The following is an 18,098-nucleotide window of genomic DNA, read 5'->3' as shown; positions in this document are numbered from 1 at the left end:
CCGGGAGATGGTCCCGGCGCGGCGTCCGCAGTTCAGCTCAGCGGGGCGACTGGCCCCGCCTTCAGCTCCTAGAAGCTGAAGTCGCCGATGTTGGCCTTGTCGAAGACGAAGGGGTCGCCGAGGAGGACGACGCCGTCGGCGCCAACCGTGTACTCGCCGAGCTTGCCGGCTTCGAAGGTGTCACCCTCGGCGCCGGTGATGTCTCCGGCGATGAGCGCCTGGGCGGCGAACGCCGACAGGTAGCCGAGGTCTTCCGGGTTCCAGAGCGCGAACGAGGTGACGGTGCCGTCCTCGACGAACTCGCGCATCTGGTTCGGCGTGCCGAGTCCGGTCACCGCGACCTTGCCCTTGAAGTCAGAGGTCTGGATGTAGCGTGCCGCAGCCGCGATGCCGACCGTCGTGGGCGAGACGATGCCCTTGAGGTTCGGGTGCGTCTGGAGGAGCGCAGCGGTCTTGTCGAACGAGGTCTGGTCGTCGTCGTCGCCGTAGACGGTCTCGACGATGGTGATGTCGGGGTACTCGGTGCCGACGTACGCTTCCATCTTCTCGATCCAGGCGTTCTGGTTCGTGGCGTTGGCCGCGGCGGAGAGGATGGCGATCTCGCCAGATCCGCCGATCTGCTCGGCGATGAGGTCGATCTGCGCCTTCGCGATGCCGTCAGCGTCTGCCTGGTTCACGAACAGGTCGCGGCACTCGGGGTTCGTGTCGGAGTCGAAGGTGACGACCTTCGTGCCGGCGTCGCGTGCCTCGTTGAGGGCGTCGCAGATCGCTTCGGGGTCGTTGGCGGAGATGACGATGCCGCCGACGGCCTGCTGCGTGAGCGTGTTGATGTAGCTGACCTGCGCGTCGGGGGTGGCCTCCGAGGGGCCGACCTCGGCGAACGTTCCGCCGAACTCGGTGGCGGCTGCCTGGCCGCCGACGGAGGACGCCTCGAAGTACGGGTTTCCGAGGTTCTTCGGGAGGAAGGTGACGGTGAGGTTGCCGGTGTCTCCGCCGCCTGCAGCGGTGTCGTCGCCGCCGGTGGTGCATCCAGTGAGCACGAGTGCAGCGCTTACTGCGAGTGCGCCTGCTGCGCTCAGCCGCTTCGTTGCGAGCTTCATGGGGGTTCCCTTCGGGTACTGAGCCGCTCGGTGTTCCGGGCGACGGTTGGGGTGTTGCGTGTTGGGTTTGAGGTGGGGCTGCAGTTCTTGGGAGGCGATCAGCCCTTGGGAACTGTCCCGCTGGTCGTACCGACCAGCGGTTTCTCTGCCTTTGGCCGCTTGCGGCGGATCCTGGGCAGGAGGCTTGCTCCGACGACGGAGGCCACGAGGAGCACTCCGGTGATGATGTTGATGACGTCGGAGGTGACGTTCGCGAGGCGCAGGGCGCTGGCGAGGACGCCGATGAGGAGGACTGCCGCGACGACTCCGTAGAGCTTGCCGCGTCCGCCGAAGACGGACACGCCACCGAGCACTACGGCTGCGATGACCTGCAGTTCGAGGCCGGTCGCGTTGTCGCCTCGCGCTGAGCCGTAGCGCAGCGTGAAGTAGATGCCGGCGAGGGCCGCGAGGCCGCCTGCGAGCACGAAGAGGACGAACTTCGTGCGGCCGACGGGCACTCCCGAGAAGTGGGCGGCTTCCTTCGAGAGGCCGATGGCGTAGACGCCGCGGCCGAAGGGCGTGTAGTGGAGCACGATGATGAAGATCGCGAGCAGGATGAGGAACGGGATCATGATGGCCGGGATGGGCGTGCCCACGATCTTGGCCTTTGCGATGTCCGTCCAGAACTCGGGGAACGAGGTGACCGCGGCGGTGCCGAGCACGCCGACCGCGATGCCGCGGAAGAGCGCGAGGGTACCGATCGTGACGGCGAGCGACGGCAGGCCGACCTTCGTGACGAGGAAGCCGTTGAAGGCTCCGCCGACGACGCCGACGATGAGGGCGGCGAGGGCGGCGAGCTCGAACGGCACGCCAGCCTGGTAGAGGGCACCCGTTGTGACGCTCGAGAGGCCGACCATGGAGCCGACCGACAGGTCGATCTCGCCCGTGATCATGATGAGCGTCATCGGCAGGGCGATGATGAGCACCGCGGCGACGTCCATGAGCAGGTACGTGATGGTGATGGGCTGCGAGAAGCCCTTGACCGCGGACATCGAGACGACGCACACGACGACGAGGAGGGCGACGATCGCCATCTCGCGGGTGAACAGCATCCGACGCCAGGCTGGCTGCGAGTAGTTCTCGATGGTGCGCTGCGTTGCAGCGGACGACGTTGGGGTCGTGAGAGCGGTCATGATTCCTCCCTCGCTTCGACGAGCTTGCGGGATTGGCGGATGGCGAGGACGCGGTCGAGGACGATCGCGGCGAGGATGAGCACACCGACGACGGCGCGCTGCCAGAAGTCCGGGATGCCGACGAGCGGGAGCACTCGGTTGATGGTCATGAGGAGCATCGCGCCGATGGCGGCGCCCCACAGGGTTCCGACGCCGCCGGTGATGGCGACGCCTCCGATGACGGCAGCTCCGACCGCATCCAGTTCCCAACCGGCACCGGCCTGCGAGCTGACCGTGCCGTAGCGGGCGGCGTAGAAGACACCGGCGAGGCCGGCGAGTGCGCCCGAGAGCACGAACGCGGTGAGCACGCGGCGCACGTCGGGGAGCCCGTAGAGCTTCGCGGCGTCCGGGTCGGAGCCGATGGCGTAGAACTCTCGGCCCGCTCGCGTGTTCTTCATGACCCAGGCGGCGATGGCGAGCACGATGACGGCGATGATCGTGAGGATCGGGATGGTCAGGATCTGACCCGTGCCGAGTGCGAGGAAGTCGCGGGGCATGTCGCTCGCGTTGATGCGGCTCGAGCCGGCCCACATGACGTTGATGCCGCGGTACGCGTAGAGCGTGCCCAGCGTGATCACCATGGCCGGCACTCGCACGTAGGCGACGAGTGCGCCGTTGACGAAGCCGAGGATCGCGCCGAACAGCACTGCCGCGACGACGACGACGGGGATCGGGATGCCCGGGTAGTCGATGAACAGGCGGCCCGTGAGGAAGGCGGTGAGGCCGATCACGGAGCCGACCGACAGGTCGACGTTGCGGGTGATGAGCACGATCGCCTGGCCGACTGCGACGAGCAGCAGGATGGACGGCGTGAGGAACAGGTCTCGCCAGCCGTCGGGGCTGAAGAGGAAGTTCGGGTTGGCGATGGTCGCGACGATGAGGACGACCGCGAGGGCGAGGAGGATGCCGAGCTCGCGGGCCTTGCCGAAGTTGCCGAAGCGGATGGCCTTCTTGGGCGGCATGGGCGCGCCGGCGGTGGGGTGCGGCCCCTGGGTGGTGGTCGTGGTCATCAGAGCACCACCGTCACTGCGCCGGTCGCGGCGCGCATGACGCTTTCGCTGGTCGCCTGGCTGCGGTCGATTTCCTGGGCGATGCGGCCTTCGTGCATGACGAGCACGCGGTCTGCCATGCCGAGGACCTCTGGGAGCTCCGAGGAGATCATGAGGATTCCCATTCCGGTGCCCGCGAGCTCGGAGAGCAGGCGGTGCACTTCTGACTTGGTGCCGACGTCGATTCCTCGTGTCGGCTCATCGATGATGAGCAGCTTGGGGTTCGTCGCGAGCCACTTGGCGATGACGACCTTCTGCTGGTTGCCGCCGGAGAGGGTGCCGGCGATCGTGTCGAGCGCCTGCGCCTTCACTTCGAGCTTGGTCGCCCAGGTGCGGGCGTCGTCGTGCTGCTTGCGGCCGCTGATGACGCCGAGCTTCGTGAGCTGGTTCAGGATGACGCTTGTGATGTTCTCGCCGACTCCGGAGTCGACGACGAGGCCCTGCTTGCGGCGGTCTTCTGGGATGAGCGCGAGGCCGGCCTGCATGGCGGCGACGGGCGAGCCCGGCTTGACGACCTTGCCCTCGACGCTGACGCGACCCGACTTGTACTTGTCGACCCCGAACACGGCGCGGGCGACCTCGCTGCGGCCGGCGCCGACGAGGCCGGCGAGCCCGACGATCTCGCCGGAGCGGACGGTGAAGTTGATGTCGTGGAAGACGCCGGGGCTCTCGAGGTCCTCGACGACGAGCACTGGCTCGCCGATGACGGCTTCCTGCTTCGGGAACAGCTCAGTGACCTCGCGTCCGACCATCTGCTGCACGAGCGCATCCACGGTCGTCTCGCTGATGAGGTTCGTCGCGATGTAACTGCCGTCGCGCATGACGGTGACCTTGTCGCAGAGGGCGAAGACCTCGTCGAAGCGGTGGGAGATGAACATGAGCCCTCGGCCCTCGTCGCGCAGGCTGCGGGCGATGGCGAAGAGTCGGTCGACCTCGACGCCGGAGAGGGCTGCGGTCGGCTCGTCCATGATGAGCACTCGCGCGTTGAGCGAGACGGCCTTGGCGATCTCGATGACCTGCTGGTCGGCGATGGAGAGGCCTTCGGCCGGACGGTCGGGGTCGATGTTCACGCCGAGTCTGGCGAACAGCGCCTTCGCCTCTTCGCGCATCGCCGAGCGGTTGATGCGGCCGAAGCGGTTCGTGGGCTGGCGGCCCATGAAGATGTTCTCGGTGACCGAGAGGTCGGGGAAGAGCGTCGGCTCCTGGTAGATGACCGCGACGCCCGCGGCCTTCGACTGGGCCGTGGATGTGAAGTTGACGTCTTCGCCGCCGAGCTGGAAGGTGCCGGCGTCGCGCTGGTAGAGGCCAGCGACGATCTTGACGAGCGTGGACTTGCCGGCGCCGTTCTCACCCACGAGTGCGTGGATGGATCCGGACTCGACGGCGATCGTGCCGGATCGGAGTGCGACGACGGATCCGAATGACTTCTGCACATCGCGCAGCTCGAGTACGACTTGCGAACTCGTCACGGTGGCTCCGTTCTCTTCGTTGAGTATTGCGGGGGTGTTGAGGGGTGCTCGGTGGTGAGCGGCGTGAGCCTGCCTGCTGTTTCACGGACTTTGTGAATCGTTTCAAGCGACTGGATGCGACACTACGCGACGCTCGCAGAAAACGTCAAGCCAAGGATGCAGAGTTGTTACCGGAGGGTGCGCCGCGCTCCTCGGAAGCTGGCCCCAACAACCCCTCCAACCCCTGGAAAGCTCGCTCGACGGCAGTGTGGGCGGCCTCATCTGCGCCCGCCTCGGTCGCCCACCAGGAGAGCGCCTCAGCCATGGCGGCCTGCACGGCCGCACTCGCGGCACGCGCAACAAGGCCGTCCGGATGCAGTCCGGCCCTGCGCGCCAGGAACACGGCGACCTCTTGCCGCCAGCCGAGATAGGCATCCGGGCGCGAAGACTGCTCTGGGGGCATGGCTGCGATGGCGCGGAGCCGGAGGCGTGCGGTCGGCTCCTCTTCGACCTCGAGGTCGAAGACCCTGCCGACAGCGACGGCGAGCGCCTGGAGGGGCGCCAACCCCTGGTCGACCGCGTCGAGCTCACGCCTGAGCGCTTCGTGCCCGCCCTCGGCACCCAACCAGACAATGTCCCCCTTGGCCGGAAAGTACCGATGCAGGGTGCGCAGGCTGATGCCCGCCTCGGCGGCGAGCTGCGCCATGGTGACGTGCTCATACCCCTCGCGGAGGATGATCTCCAGCATCTGCACGCGGAGCTGGCGCGGATCTGCAGACGCGGGTCGCCCGGGCCGACGTGTCTCACTCATGTCCACATTGTTGCTCCTTGCCGGGTTCGGAGTATTGACATACTCTGCCAATACTCGCCTGAACTCAACGTGGAGGTCTCATGCCGCATCCGCTCCCCGACGTCTCGAATGCCCCGATCTCGGACCTCATCTCGCTCAGAGGCCGGCGCGCCGTCGTGACCGGAGGCGCCCAGGGCCTGGGGCGGGCCATCTGCGAACGGCTCGCCGAAGCCGGTGCAGATCTACTCATCGTCGATCTCGACGCGGCTCGTGCGACAGCCGCCGCCGACGAGATCGCCGCCAAGCACGGCAACCGCGCCATGGGCGCCGCCGCAGACGTGAGCGTCGCGGACTCCGTCTCCGCCGCAGCCGCCCGCGCCGCCGCTGAGCTCGGAGGAATCGACATCTGGGTCAACAACGCGGGCATCTTCCCAAACGCCCCCGTCCTCGACATGCCGGTCGAGATGTGGGACCAGGTCTTCGCGGTGAACGCCCGAGGCACCTTCCTCGGCTCCCGCGAGGCGGCGAAGCACATGAGCGGGAACACCTCCGGCGGCGTGATCGTCAACGTCATCTCGACGGCGGGGTTCACGGTCGGATTCCCCGGCATGGCCGCCTATGCAAGTTCGAAGCACGCGGCACGCGGACTCACGAAGTCGCTCGCGCTCGATCTCGCTCCCATGGGGATCCGCGTCCTCGGGGTCGCCCCGAGCTACGTGCCGACCGAGGGCAATATCGCCGCTGCCGCCGCCGGCATGGAAGCTGCGAAGGCCGCCGGCGTGGAACTGCCCGAGCTCGACGTCATGAACCACAGCTTGATCGGCCGCACCGGCACTCCGGATGACATCGCGCGCGTCGTGCTGTTCGCCGCCAGTGACCTGTCGATGATCATGACCGGCAGCACGCTCCTCGCCGACGCCGGGGAGACGATCTGATGTCGACGCAGCACCAGGGGCGCCTGCACGGCAGGGTCGTCATGATGACGGGCGTCAGCAAGGGGCTCGGCAAGCAGAACGCGATCGAGCTGGCGAAGGCCGGAGCGAAGCTCTCGATCTCAGCGCGGAGCGAGGCCGCACTGCGCGAGACCGTGGCGCTCTGCGAAGCCGAAGGGGCAGAGGTTCTCGGCGTGGTCTGCGACGTGACCGACGTGGAGCACCTCGAGCGCTACGTCGCGCGAACCGTCGAACGCTTCGGCCGCATCGACGTGCTGGTCAACAACGCCAACTTCGAAGCTGAGCTCACGCCGTTCCTGGAGCAGGACGTCTCGTCGCTTCGCACCGCGTTCGAGGTCGGCGTGGTCGCCGTGTGGCGCCTCATGCAGCTCTGCCATCCGCATATGTGCAGGACGGAGGGGACAGCATCCATCATCAATCTGGTCTCCGGCGTGTACGAGACCGGGATGGAGGGCTACGCGTCCTACGTTCCCGACAAGGCGGCGATCCGCGGCCTCTCCATGGTGGCTGCCCGAGAGCTCGGGGCGAGTGGCATCCGCGTGAACACGCTCGCGCCGGTTGCACTCACTGACACGATCCTGCACGGCCTCGCGCCCGAGTACTCGGAGTTCGTGAAGCAGCAGATGTCGGTGAACCCGCTTGGCAGGTTCGGCGACCCAGCGACGGACATCGCCCCAGTCCTGATCTTCCTCGCCAGCGATGACAGCCGCTGGATCACCGGCCAGAACTTCAACGCCGACGGCGGAGCCGTCATCCAAGCCTGAGTCCGTCACCCCCGCTTCCTCGAGCAGTCGAGGGGGCGGGGTTCTTCCGGCCCAGTTGTGAATCGTTTCACCTTCCAATCGCCCCACTCGAATCCTGCCGAGCGCAGGGAGAGGAACACTCCGTGACCCAACCAAGACGAGGTCGAAGGCGCCGCACCGTCGCCATCGCCACGGCAGCCAGCCTGTCCGTCCTCCTCAGCCCACTGCTCGCCACTCCGGCGACGGCCGACCCGACGCCTCCCACGGCCGCGGTTCCCGTCATCGACACCGCCGCCTTCGCTGACCCGCCCTCAGCTGTTCGGCCGATGTTCCGGTGGTGGATGCCATTGGCCTACACGGAGGACAGTGTGCTGCGCGAACAGCTCGACCAGATCGCCGCCTCCGGCGCCGGCGGTGTCGAGGTCGCTCCGTTCATCGTCGCTGGCGAAGGAAACCAGAGCAACGCGTTCCTGGCCGAGTATGGCTGGGGCACCCCCGCGTGGGCACACAAGATGGAGGTCATCACCGAGAAGGCCGCCGAGCTGGGCCTCATCGTCGACCAGAACCTCGGGCCGCACTACCCGCCGACCGTGCCGACGCTGAACAGCTTCAACCAGCCGGAGGCGGAGCAGCAGCTCGTCTTCGGCTGGTCAGCTCACGCAGCAGGCGAGGCCGTCACCGGCGCCCTCCCCTCGCCCCTGACAGCACCACCCTCGGTCGCGACGAAGCTCGCCGAGGGAGCAACCGCAGGCCAGACGGCCCTGACCGTCGCGAGCCTCGGCGGCTTCGCGATCGGCGACGTCGTGACGCTCGGGGCAGAGGGAACGTCCGAGACCGTCACCGTCACTGCCGTCGGCGACCGCCTCGGCGCAACCGGAATGCTCACCGTGACGCCGATCTCCGGCGATCACGCTGTCGATGCGCCCCTCGTGAACGTCGCGGAGACCACGCGCCTCCGCACCGTGATCGCACAGTGCGAAGCCGAATGCGCCCCCGGCAGCGAGGGGCCCGCCGCACTCGTGCCGGGATCGATCGTCGACGTGACCGACAAGGTCGTCGATGGCCAGCTCGACTACACGTTCCCAGCCGACGGCGCACGCTGGGTGATCATCGACTTCCAGCAGACCGCATCCGGTCTGGTCGGACAGCGCGGAGGCTACACGGCGACACAGCCGAACTATGTGGTGGATCACCTCGGCAGGGGCGGCGTCGACATCCAGGCCGACTTCTGGGACGAGAACATCCTCACCGACGCCGTGAAGGCGAACCTCGACAAGGTCGGAGGCGGCGCCATCTTCGAGGACTCCCTCGAGCTCGGCGAGTCGCAGAAGTGGACCTGGAGCTTCCTCGACCAGTTCGAGGAGCGCCGCGGCTACGACGCCACGGAGGTACTGCCCGCACTCGCAGGTATCGGCATCCAGGGCTCGCACGAGGCGGCATTCGAGATCGGAGAGGTCGGCGAGAAAGCCCGCGAAGACTACCGCGAGACCGTCAGCGACCTGTTCGTCGACGAGTACGTGACCCCCATGCAGTCCTGGGCCCAGACGCATGGCCTCGACTTCCGAGTCCAGGCGTACGGCCTACCCACCTCCACGTCGCACGCTTCCTCCGCATCAGGCATCCCCGAGGGCGAGTCGCTGAACTTCGGCAGCCCGAACCCGCTCGGCGCTGAGCAGAACTACCGCGTCGTCAGCGGTGGCGCCCACCTGGCCGGCAAGGACACCGTCTCGGTCGAGTGCTGCGCCGTGTTCTTTGGCGGCTACCGCTCCGGCATGGCCGGCCCGAACATCGGTGGTCAGTTCTCCGACAGCGGCGAGGGCTCGGTGCTCGGCGGCAAGTACTCGCAGGGTCTCCTCGACAGCGTCTACAAGAGCTACGCGGGTGGTGTGAATCAGCTGGTCTGGCATGGCTTCGCCTACCCGGATGCACCTGCGGGTGTGGGCACAGCGGGCCGCGATGGCGGCACCTGGCCCGGCTACCAGCCGTGGGACATCTTCGGCGCGCTCAACGTGAACGATGTCTTCGGACCCCGCCAGGCCAACTGGGAGGACATGACGGGGGTCAACGACGCCCTCGCCCGCACGCAGTACGTGCTGCGCGAAGGCCAGGCGAAGCTCGACCTCGGCGTTTACTACGAGGACCTGGGCCTCAAGGGCTCGTCGGTGAGCGGACAGCAGGCAGAGCAGCACATGCTCGGCACCGACTCCGCGACCTCATCCGCCGGGTACACCTACGACTACTTCGCGCCCCAGTTCCTCGCGGAAGAAGGACTGGCACCTGATGCGGACGGCGGCCTGTTCGGCGACCGTTCCGCCTACAAGGCGGTTGTCCTCAACGAGCAGCGCACGATCTCCCTCGACGGGGCACGCTCGCTGCGTGACCTCGCGAAGCAGGGGCTCCGCGTGTATGTCGTCGGCCAGGCGCCGAGCGAGCTGACGGGCGCTGAGCCGGGAGCTGAGGAGCTGGCGACGGTCGTCGCGGAACTCCTCGCGCAGCCGAGCGTCACGCAGCTCGGCACCGAGGCGGAGCTGCCCTCTGCCCTCAGCAGCGACTCGATCGCGCCCGCCGTGTCCCCGAGCGACCAGGGCTCAGCACTCGGCTTCGTCCGTCGCGCGGCAGAAGGCGTCACGTACGACTTCGTGTACAACCGGTCCGGCGAGGCTGTCCAGCAGTCGCTGACCCTCGCGGGCACCGGCCGCCCCTACCAGCTCGACCCCTGGTCTGGAGAGGTGACGCCGGTCGGCGAGTTCACGCAGGATGGTGACAGCGTCACGGTCTCCATCGACGTCGCCGCTCACGACACGGCGATCTTCGCCCTCGTCGACGACGACGGATCCGCCGTGCACGCGGTGTCCAGCGATGCTGATGTGCTGGCACCGGCAGCTGACGGCAGCATCTCGGTGCGCGCGACCGGCGATGGCACGTTCGGGACGGAGTTCAGCGACGGCTCGTCGACGACGACCGACGTGACCGGCCTGGCGGCTCCGCAGGGACTGAGCACCTGGTCGCTCGCCGCCCAGACGTGGGGCCCGGCGCCCGATGCGACGGGAATGACCGCATCCGAAACCGAGAAGGTCGACCAGCCAGCCATCGACATCACGGCCGACGCCGACGGGAAGCTGCCGTCGTGGCGAGAGGTGACCGGCGAGGTCGACCTGAGCAACGCATCCGGGCTCGGCACGTACTCGACGACCGTCACGCTTCCGGAGGCCTGGACGGAATCGGATGGCGCCTACCTCAGCCTCGGTGACGTGCTCGATACTGCCCAGGTCTGGGTGAACGGCGTGCAGGTCGTCGTGAACCAGGCCGACCGGGCACGCATCGACCTCGGCCACCAGCTGGAGCCGGGCGAGAACCGCATCGAGGTTCGGGTTGCCACGACGATGTTCAATGCCGTCAAAGCGACCGGCGACTCGAACTACCAGACCGCGGAGCAGCAGCGGACCGGCCTCATGGGCCCGGTCACGTTGACGCCGTACCGCGACACGGTCGCGTTCGAGGCACCGACGGCGACGGCCACCCCGCAGCCGACCGGCGAGCCGCAGCCGACCTCGACCGATGGCACCGGGACCACGGCGCCGACCTCGGCACCGGGCAACGGTGGCAGCGGTTCGGGCAACGGCGACTCGGATGCTGGTGGCCAGGACGGCGACCTCGCCACGACGGGCGTCGACGGCAGCCTCGCCGGCTTCCTCGCGCTCCTCGGGGTGGCGCTCGCTGGCACCGGGGCGGCGTTCCTCATCAGGAAGCGCCGCGGACGCGTGACGAGCGAGTAGTTCGGCCCAGAACGCGGCCCCTGCTTCCATGATCGTGTGGATGCAGGGGCCGCTTTCGTTGCACGAGCCCGCCGATTCTTGGCGCGGTTCCTGCCTTACAGCGGCTCGCTCACGTACGACTGCAGCTGCACGCGGAACGCTGCGGCCGCATCCACTTCGGGCGCCAGGAGCCACTGCTGCGTCAGCCCGGCCCTGAGGCCGGCGATCTGGACGGCGGCGAGTTCGACGGGTACGTCGGCGCGAGCGTAGAGCCCCTTCTCCTGCAGATCCGTGAGCGCGTCGAACGCCGTCGACCGGAGAAACTCGTACCACCGCGCGATCGAGGCATGTGCTGGATGCGTCGGAGCCAACGCCTCCGCGGACACGATGCTGAACATCAGGACCCCGTCCGGCTTCGCAACGTCGCGTTCCGCGAGCGCCAGGAGTCCGCGCAGGTAGGAGAGCCCGGTGGAGAAGTCGAGGCCGACCTCCGCGGCGGCGCGCTGGCCACGACGCTCGAGGAGCGTCTCAAGCAGCACCGCCTTGTCGGGGAAGTGGTGGAGCACTCCCGTGTGGGACATGCCAGCTTCGACGGCGATCTCGCGGATCGATGCCGCGTTGAAGCCCTTGACCGTGAAGACCCGCATGGCCGCATCCAGAATCTGGTCGCGCCTCGGATGCGGGGTGACGTCCCTCTGCGAGAACCGCGGGACGGGATCGGCGGCTGCTCCTGAGGACATGGCGACCATTCTCCCTTGCCGAGATTGTCTAACACGTGTTAGGTTCACGACTGAATCGATTCAACTCCCCGAATCCGGTCTCACTCGCGCCCTCGGACCCCACGAGCTGGCGCGGCAGTTCACACCCCGTCGTTGGCAAAGATGCCAGAGAGGTCACAAGATGAACGATCCACGAAGACGAGGGCGACGAGCCGTTGCGCTCGGCGCAGCGCTCACCGTCGCCTGCACGCTCGCTGTAGCCGGCCCAGCCGTCGGCGACGAGCACACCACGACCACCAGCGCCATCGACCCCACCGAGTTCGCAGAACCAGGAGTCGACTTCCGCCCAGGCGTGCGCTGGTGGTGGCCTGGCAACGCGGCCAGCCAGGAGGACCTGCTCGCTCAGGTCGACTACCTGCACGAGAACGGCTTCGGCGCCGTCGAGATCGTGGCCTTCTCGAAGGGGTTCCTGACCGAGGAGGGCATCGCGGGCAACGGCGGCAACGGCGGCTCGATCTACGACGCCGCCCCCGGCTACGACACGGAGGCCGTGCTCGGCTACGAGTCGCCCGAGTACTTCGCGAAACTCGACGCAGTCATCGCCCGCGCCAACGAGCTCGGCATCACCGTCGACCTCAACATCGGCAGCGGCTACCTCGCGAGCGACGACTCCATCGACCTCGAGGACAGCCAGAACACGATGGCGCTGGGCCGGGCCACCGTTCGGGTGGATGCGGCCGGCACACTCACCCTCGTGTCCGGCGACGTCTCGGTGCCGACCGGCACGGGCAAGCTCTCGCTCGGGATCCCCAAGGCAGAGGTCAGCCCGTTCTTCGCCTCGGAGAAGTTCGGCTTCGACTTCGGCGAGTGGAAACCGGAGAACGCGCACCTGAACTCCGTCATGCTCGCCCCGATCACGGGCCAGGGCGCCGACCTGACGACGGCCAACCAGACCCTCACCTCCGACTTCAGCTCGGTCAAGACCTACGAGCAGCAGCCGGTGCTCGACCTCGATGCCGCGCAACTCTCCTACCCGAGCGACGGCCAGACGACCTTCGGCGTCGACACTTCGACCCTCGCGGCGGGCGACTACGAGATCGTCGCGCTCTACAGCGCCACGACGGGCGCGTACGGCTTCAACTCGATCATCGAGAACACGACGACCGACAAGCGCAACTACGTCGTCGACCACCTCAACCCGGTCGCGATCACGAAGCTCGTCAACGGCTGGCTCGGCGAAGCCGCGCTGAACGACATCGTCGAGTCGCGCGACATCCGCGCCGCCTTCAACGACAGCTACGAGTTCTACACCGACCGCCACTACAACGACCTCATCCAGGCCGCGGCGGAGTCGCAGGAGCTGCTCGGCTACGACATCACGCCGTACCTCCCCTCCCTCTACTCCATCTACCAGGACTCGTTCCTCATCGACGGAACCCCCACGGTCAAGCCGGAGTACGCAGCTCTCGGACTGCAGACACCGGAGGTCAGCCGCTTCGGCGGCGGCAGCGGAATGCCGCTGCTCGCCAGCAACCTCAGCGAAGAGGAGTCGCAGCGCATCGTGCACGACTACGGAGTGCTCCTCAACGACTCGTTCCTCCAGGGCCTCGAGGCGTTCTCGAGCACCCTCGGCGAGTACGGCATCGACTACCGCCAGCAGGCGTACAACCCGCCCATCGACACCCTGAAGTCGTCGCAGTACGTCGACATCCCCGAGACCGAGGGCCTCGACGAATACCAGCTGAAGCGCGTCGCATCCGGAGCGCACCTCTACGGCAAGAACCTCGTCACCTCGGAGGTCTTCACGCTGGGCTCGGTGCCGTTCCAGATCACGCCGGAGTTCATGAAGCAGGGCTACGACCTCATGGCCACGAGCGGTGTGAACAACTTCTTCTACCACGGGCTCAGCGCCACCTACAGCGGCAACGACGACCCCGCCTTCACGTCCGACGACAACCTCTTCGCCGAGGAGGGCTGGCGCGCCTGGCCCACGATCGGCGTCGAGATGGCCGACACGGCTGGCATCGCCGACTACTACGCGTCGATGAACGACTACGCGTCGCGCGCCAACTACGTCATGCAGTCGGGCAAGAACAGCAGCGACGTGGCGATCTACATGCCGCTCTTCGGGGCGCTGGCGAGCGGCGGCGGCTTCGGCGGCGGCTCCACGCCGCTCGCATCCGTCACCACGGCCCAGGCCAACGGCTGGGCGTGGGATGCCATCAACGATGACACCATCCAGACGGGCCTGAGCTGGGACGGCTCGCACCTCGTCGCGAACGGCGGCAACGCATCCTTCGACGCCATGCTCGTCGAGAGCGGCACCGTGCCTCTCGAGACGATGCAGGCGCTGCAGAAGCTCAAGAACGCGGGCGCCCCGATCGTCTTCGTCGATACGGCTCCCGCCGCGCAGCCCGGCTACGCGGGCGGCGAGTACGCCGCACTGGATGCGCAGGTGTCCGACATCGCCGCCGCCATGGGCGGTGCCATCGAGGCAGCCGCCGTCCCCGCGGCACTCGCGGCCTCGGTCGACGCACCCATCTCCTACGAGGAGAACGCGGACATCCGCTTCGGGCGCCGCACGCTCTCGACCGGAGGCGAACTCGCGTACGTGCGCAACACCTCCGCGGAGGCGGCAACGGGGGTCAGCCTGACGGTCGCCGACGACCTCGACTCCTGCTGGTGGCTCGACCCCGAGACGGGCGAGATCTTCGACGCGGAGGTCGACGGCAACGTCGTCTCGGCGACACTCGACGCGAGCGGAGCGGTTGTCCTGCTCTGCGAGCCAGCAGGCACCGGCATCGCCGATTCTGCGATCTCCGACGGGACCCCCTCGTCGATCGACACGACCGAGCGCGGTGTCGGCCACCAGCTCGGTGCCTTCTCGCTCGAGGTCACGGCCGACAACCTGGGCACGAACGCACCGGGTGAGCCGAGCACGTCCGAGTACACGGGCGAGGTCCTCGGCGACTGGAGCGCCGACGGGTTCCTCGGCAACGAGCTGCGGTACGTCACCGATTCGGGAACGTACCGAACCACGGTCGAGATCCCGGATGCGGCCGACCTCCTCGAGGGCGGTGCGGTGCTGAACCTCGGCACCGTGAACAACGCGGCGACAGTTCGCGTGAATCCCGGCACCGAGCACGAGCTCGTGACGCAGCTGTACGCCGCGCCGTACGAGGTCGACATCGCGCCGGCGCTCGTGAACGGCTCCAACGTCATCGAGATCGACGTGCAGCCCGTGCAGAGCAACCGCCGCGAAGGCCTCAAGGAGCTGTACAACAGCGACCCGGTCGCCAACGTGAAGTACCAGGCGTACAACAGCGTGCACGGCGGTTCCGGTCTCATCCCGGCCGGCCTCGTCGGCCCGGTCACGCTGAACAGCGCGGTCGAGAGCATCGCTGAGCCGAATCCGACGGGCACTGCGGAGCCCACACCGCAGCCGACCTCCACGGACGGTACCGGGACAACCGCGCCGACGTCGGGCCCCGGCAACGGCGGCGGCAACGCGTCCGGGAACGGTGGATCCGACGCCGGCGGCCAGGACGGCGACCTCGCAACGACGGGCGTCGACGGCAGCCTCGCCGGCTTCCTCGCCCTCCTCGGGGTCGTGCTCGCTGGCACCGGAGCGGCGTTCCTCATCAAGAAGCGCCGCGGACGCGTGACGAGCGAGTAGCCGCTCTCGGTCCGAACGAGATCGCCCGGACGGTCGTCACAGCCCCAGCTGACGACCGTCCGGGCGATCCCGTTGACACGAGAGGCACGACGATTGAGGTCGCCTCGAAGGCAGTGCGAGCCTGTCGACGGACGCGGCAGCCCTCAGCCGCGGCCTCCGATCGTGCTTGCGCGCTCGTGCAGACTGGGCGGCAGGACGATCGTGCGATGCTCGTGCCGATCACCGAGAGCGATCTCCTCCATGAGCAGCTCCGCGCCCACCCTCCCCATCTCGAGGCCGGGCTGCCCGACACTCGTGATGCGGACTGGACTGTCGGTCGACATGCGGTTGTTATCGAAGCCGACGACTGCCAGGTCCTCCGGCACCGAGACGCCTGCCGCCAGAAGCGGTTGCATGGCCCCGAATGCCAGGGCATCGGACGCGCAGACGAGCGCATCCGGCCGCTCGTGTGGCGGGCGCTCGGCCAGCATCACGCCGAGGCTATGGCCTCCACGAACGGTGATGCGTGGCGTCTCGATGGTCTCGATCTCGACACCTCGACTCTCCTCGCAGGCCCGGAGCACACCTCGCCGACGCGCCGCGACCGCGGAGAGCGAGAACGGGCCACCTGCGAAGACGAGCCTGCGACGCCCGAGCGCGATGACGTGCTTCGCCGCCAGGTAGCCACCAAGCTCTTCGTCGGCCACGACCCCGCAGGCGTCGCCGCTTCCCGGCCAGTTGACCTGCACGACCGGCATGCCCCTGCCCCGCGCGTGCTGCGCGGCGTCGAGCGGAGCGTCGAGTGGAGCCAACAGGATGCCGGCCACCTGCGTCTCCTCGAAGAGCTCGATGTGCCCTGTCTGCTTGGCGAGGTCGACGTCGCTGTTGGCGAGAAGGAGTCGCTTGTGCTTCGTGTCGAAGGCCTCCTCCGCCCCTCTGGCGATGTCGAGGAACAGCGAGTTCGCGAGATCGACGATGACGAAACCGACCGTGTCAGCCCGTCCCATGGCGAGCGACCTCGCCGTCCGATTCCGGACGAAGCCAAGCTCCTCGATGGCGCGCTCGACTCGTTCGCGCGTTCCTGCCGCGACGAGGTTCGGGGTATTGAGCACGTTGGAGACGGTCCCCAATGACACCCCGGCGAGACGCGCGACGTCAGTCATCACTGGCCGCGGTCGATCCCTGGTCTCATTGGTCGTCGGTGACATGGATCAGAACTCTATACGACAGGAAAGTTATCCGTTCGCTTGCGAATCGTGCAGGTTCGTGGTTGTCTTTGAAGCGCTTCAAGCACGCGAGGTCGACTCGCCCAATCAAGGAGGATTCATGAAGCGAACCCCTCGGGTCGCGCCAACGCGCTTGACCCTGACCGCTCTCGCGGGAGTCTCTGTACTCGCGCTCACGGCCTGCTCTGGTGGAGGTGGCGCATCCGTCAGTGACGATGAGTTCTCCGTCTTCATCAACGTGGAGAACACCGAGGTTCCAGCCGTCCTCGAAACCCTAGCCGGGGACACCTGCTCAGCCGAAGCCGGCGCGCAGCCACTGAGCGTCGAGACCGTCCCCCAGACGAACCTCGACCAGCAGCTCCAGCTCAAGGCAGGACAGGGGGACCTCCCCGTGCTGTTCTCAGCAGGCAACGCACCTGCCCTGACGCAGACACTCGCGGAGTCGGGCAACATCGCCGACTTCGAAGCGCTGCTGACGGAGTCCGGACAGCTCGACAAGATCGAGCCGGCAGCCGTCTCCACGATCGAGAACCTCTACGGCAGCTTCGCCGTGCTCCCCTTCGAGTACAACGTCGAGGGCATCTGGTACAACAAGACGATCTTCGATGAGCAGGGCATCGCCGAGCCACAGACGTGGGACGAGCTCACCGCGGCCTCGGAGAAGCTCGACGCTGCAGGCATTCAGCCGTTCTCCGCGAGTGGAGAGCAGGGGTGGCCGATCACGCGCCTGATCTCGAGCTACCTGTTCCGCACCCTCGGCCCAGACGCGATGCAGAAGGTCGCCGACGGCGAGGCCAAGCTCACCGACCCCGAGTACGTCGAAGCCGCGCAGGCGATCGCCGACCTCGGCGCCGCCGGCTACTTCGGTCAGGGCGTCGGTTCGATCGACATGGCGACGTCCGAGAACCAGTTCCTCAACGGCAGCGCCGCGATGTTCTACATGGGCAGCTGGTTCCTCAGCGGCCTCAACGACCCAGAGGCGAACCGGATCGGCGTCGAGAACGTCGGCTTCATGCCCTTCCCCGGCGTCGAAGGCGGCGCAGGCGACCGCTCCCAGCTGGCCGCGAACGTGGGCCTCCCACTCACGATGAACGCGAACGCCACGGGAGAGAACTCCAAAGCATGGCTGAGCTGCATCGTCGAGAACTACGGCAGCACCGCGCTCGCACAGGAGAACCGCGTCTCCGGCTTCGCGCTCTCCGAAGAGGTCGCCGACGTGCCACCGCTGACACAGCTGGTCCAGGACCAGATCGCTGAGACAGAGACCACCGTGCTCTGGTTCGAGGCGCTCTTCTCCCCTGAAGCGACGACCACGAGTCAGCGCAATGCCGCCCAGCTCGTGACGGGCAGCATCACCGCTGAGGACTTCATGGCGCAAGTCCAGGCCGACCTGGGCTAAGTCCCCGCGAGGTGCGGGAGCGTCCGCTCCCGCACCTCCACCGGATTCGG

Annotated in this window: 12 protein-coding genes; 5 read left to right on the top strand and 7 right to left on the bottom strand. The window is 67.6% G+C overall.

The window, feature by feature from the left end; all coding sequences use genetic code 11:
• Window positions 1-68 precede the first annotated feature (68 nt).
• From rhaS to ITJ67_RS15435, 5 genes are all read right to left on the bottom strand, one after another.
• A complete protein-coding gene (gene rhaS, locus ITJ67_RS15455) occupies window positions 69-1,100 on the bottom strand; it encodes a rhamnose ABC transporter substrate-binding protein (RefSeq protein ID WP_104300943.1) in 1,032 nt (343 codons plus the stop codon).
• Window positions 1,101-1,198: 98 nt separating this feature from the next.
• Entirely contained in the window at window positions 1,199-2,272 is a 1,074-nt protein-coding gene (locus tag ITJ67_RS15450; protein WP_104332712.1) for an ABC transporter permease, read from the bottom strand.
• The gene (locus ITJ67_RS15445) at window positions 2,269-3,321 is read right to left on the bottom strand and encodes an ABC transporter permease (protein WP_104244625.1); all 1,053 of its coding nucleotides are present in this window, start codon (window positions 3,319-3,321) and stop codon (window positions 2,269-2,271) included. The genes ITJ67_RS15450 and ITJ67_RS15445 overlap by 4 nt, the downstream gene beginning before the upstream one ends.
• On the bottom strand, window positions 3,321-4,829 hold the full coding sequence (locus tag ITJ67_RS15440; protein ID WP_194678230.1) for a sugar ABC transporter ATP-binding protein: 1,509 nt from the start codon (window positions 4,827-4,829) through the stop codon (window positions 3,321-3,323). Before ITJ67_RS15440 ends, ITJ67_RS15445 begins: the two co-directional genes overlap by 1 nt.
• A gap of 145 nt (window positions 4,830-4,974) precedes the next feature.
• A complete protein-coding gene (locus ITJ67_RS15435; protein ID WP_194678229.1) occupies window positions 4,975-5,619 on the bottom strand; it encodes a TetR/AcrR family transcriptional regulator in 645 nt (214 codons plus the stop codon).
• Between the two features lie 80 nt (window positions 5,620-5,699).
• Here ITJ67_RS15435 and ITJ67_RS15430 point away from each other — a divergent pair, with 80 nt between their 5' ends.
• The 3 genes from ITJ67_RS15430 to ITJ67_RS15420 all read left to right on the top strand — a co-directional run bounded on the left by ITJ67_RS15430 (window position 5,700) and on the right by ITJ67_RS15420 (window position 11,070).
• Complete coding sequence (locus ITJ67_RS15430) at window positions 5,700-6,533, top strand: SDR family NAD(P)-dependent oxidoreductase (protein WP_194678228.1); 834 nt, start codon at window positions 5,700-5,702, stop codon at window positions 6,531-6,533.
• Entirely contained in the window at window positions 6,533-7,315 is a 783-nt protein-coding gene (locus ITJ67_RS15425) for an SDR family NAD(P)-dependent oxidoreductase (RefSeq protein ID WP_160074507.1), read from the top strand. Before ITJ67_RS15430 ends, ITJ67_RS15425 begins: the two co-directional genes overlap by 1 nt.
• 122 nt (window positions 7,316-7,437) lie before the next feature.
• The gene (locus ITJ67_RS15420) at window positions 7,438-11,070 is read left to right on the top strand and encodes a glycosyl hydrolase (RefSeq protein ID WP_194678227.1); all 3,633 of its coding nucleotides are present in this window, start codon (window positions 7,438-7,440) and stop codon (window positions 11,068-11,070) included.
• A 95-nt stretch (window positions 11,071-11,165) separates the two neighbouring features.
• Here ITJ67_RS15420 and ITJ67_RS15415 read toward each other — a convergent pair whose 3' ends face one another.
• The gene (locus ITJ67_RS15415) at window positions 11,166-11,789 is read right to left on the bottom strand and encodes a TetR/AcrR family transcriptional regulator (RefSeq protein WP_160074511.1); all 624 of its coding nucleotides are present in this window, start codon (window positions 11,787-11,789) and stop codon (window positions 11,166-11,168) included.
• A gap of 160 nt (window positions 11,790-11,949) precedes the next feature.
• Here ITJ67_RS15415 and ITJ67_RS15410 point away from each other — a divergent pair, with 160 nt between their 5' ends.
• Window positions 11,950-15,444, top strand: a complete 3,495-nt coding sequence (locus tag ITJ67_RS15410; RefSeq protein WP_194678226.1) for a glycosyl hydrolase — start codon at window positions 11,950-11,952, stop codon at window positions 15,442-15,444.
• 143 nt (window positions 15,445-15,587) lie between these two features.
• On the opposite strand, the gene ITJ67_RS15405 is transcribed toward ITJ67_RS15410, so the two are convergent.
• Window positions 15,588-16,586 (bottom strand): LacI family DNA-binding transcriptional regulator, encoded by a 999-nt coding sequence (locus ITJ67_RS15405; RefSeq protein WP_228503047.1) that lies wholly within the window; start codon window positions 16,584-16,586, stop codon window positions 15,588-15,590.
• Window positions 16,587-16,749: 163 nt separating this feature from the next.
• On the opposite strand from ITJ67_RS15405, the gene ITJ67_RS15400 reads away from it, so the two are divergent.
• On the top strand, window positions 16,750-18,048 hold the full coding sequence (locus ITJ67_RS15400; RefSeq protein ID WP_104244607.1) for an ABC transporter substrate-binding protein: 1,299 nt from the start codon (window positions 16,750-16,752) through the stop codon (window positions 18,046-18,048).
• The last annotated feature ends 50 nt before the right edge of the window (window positions 18,049-18,098 follow it).

Source organism: Pseudoclavibacter sp. VKM Ac-2867 (assembly GCF_015351275.1).
Taxonomy (GTDB): domain Bacteria; phylum Actinomycetota; class Actinomycetes; order Actinomycetales; family Microbacteriaceae; genus Pseudoclavibacter.
This window is presented reverse-complemented; position numbering and strand designations above follow the sequence as displayed.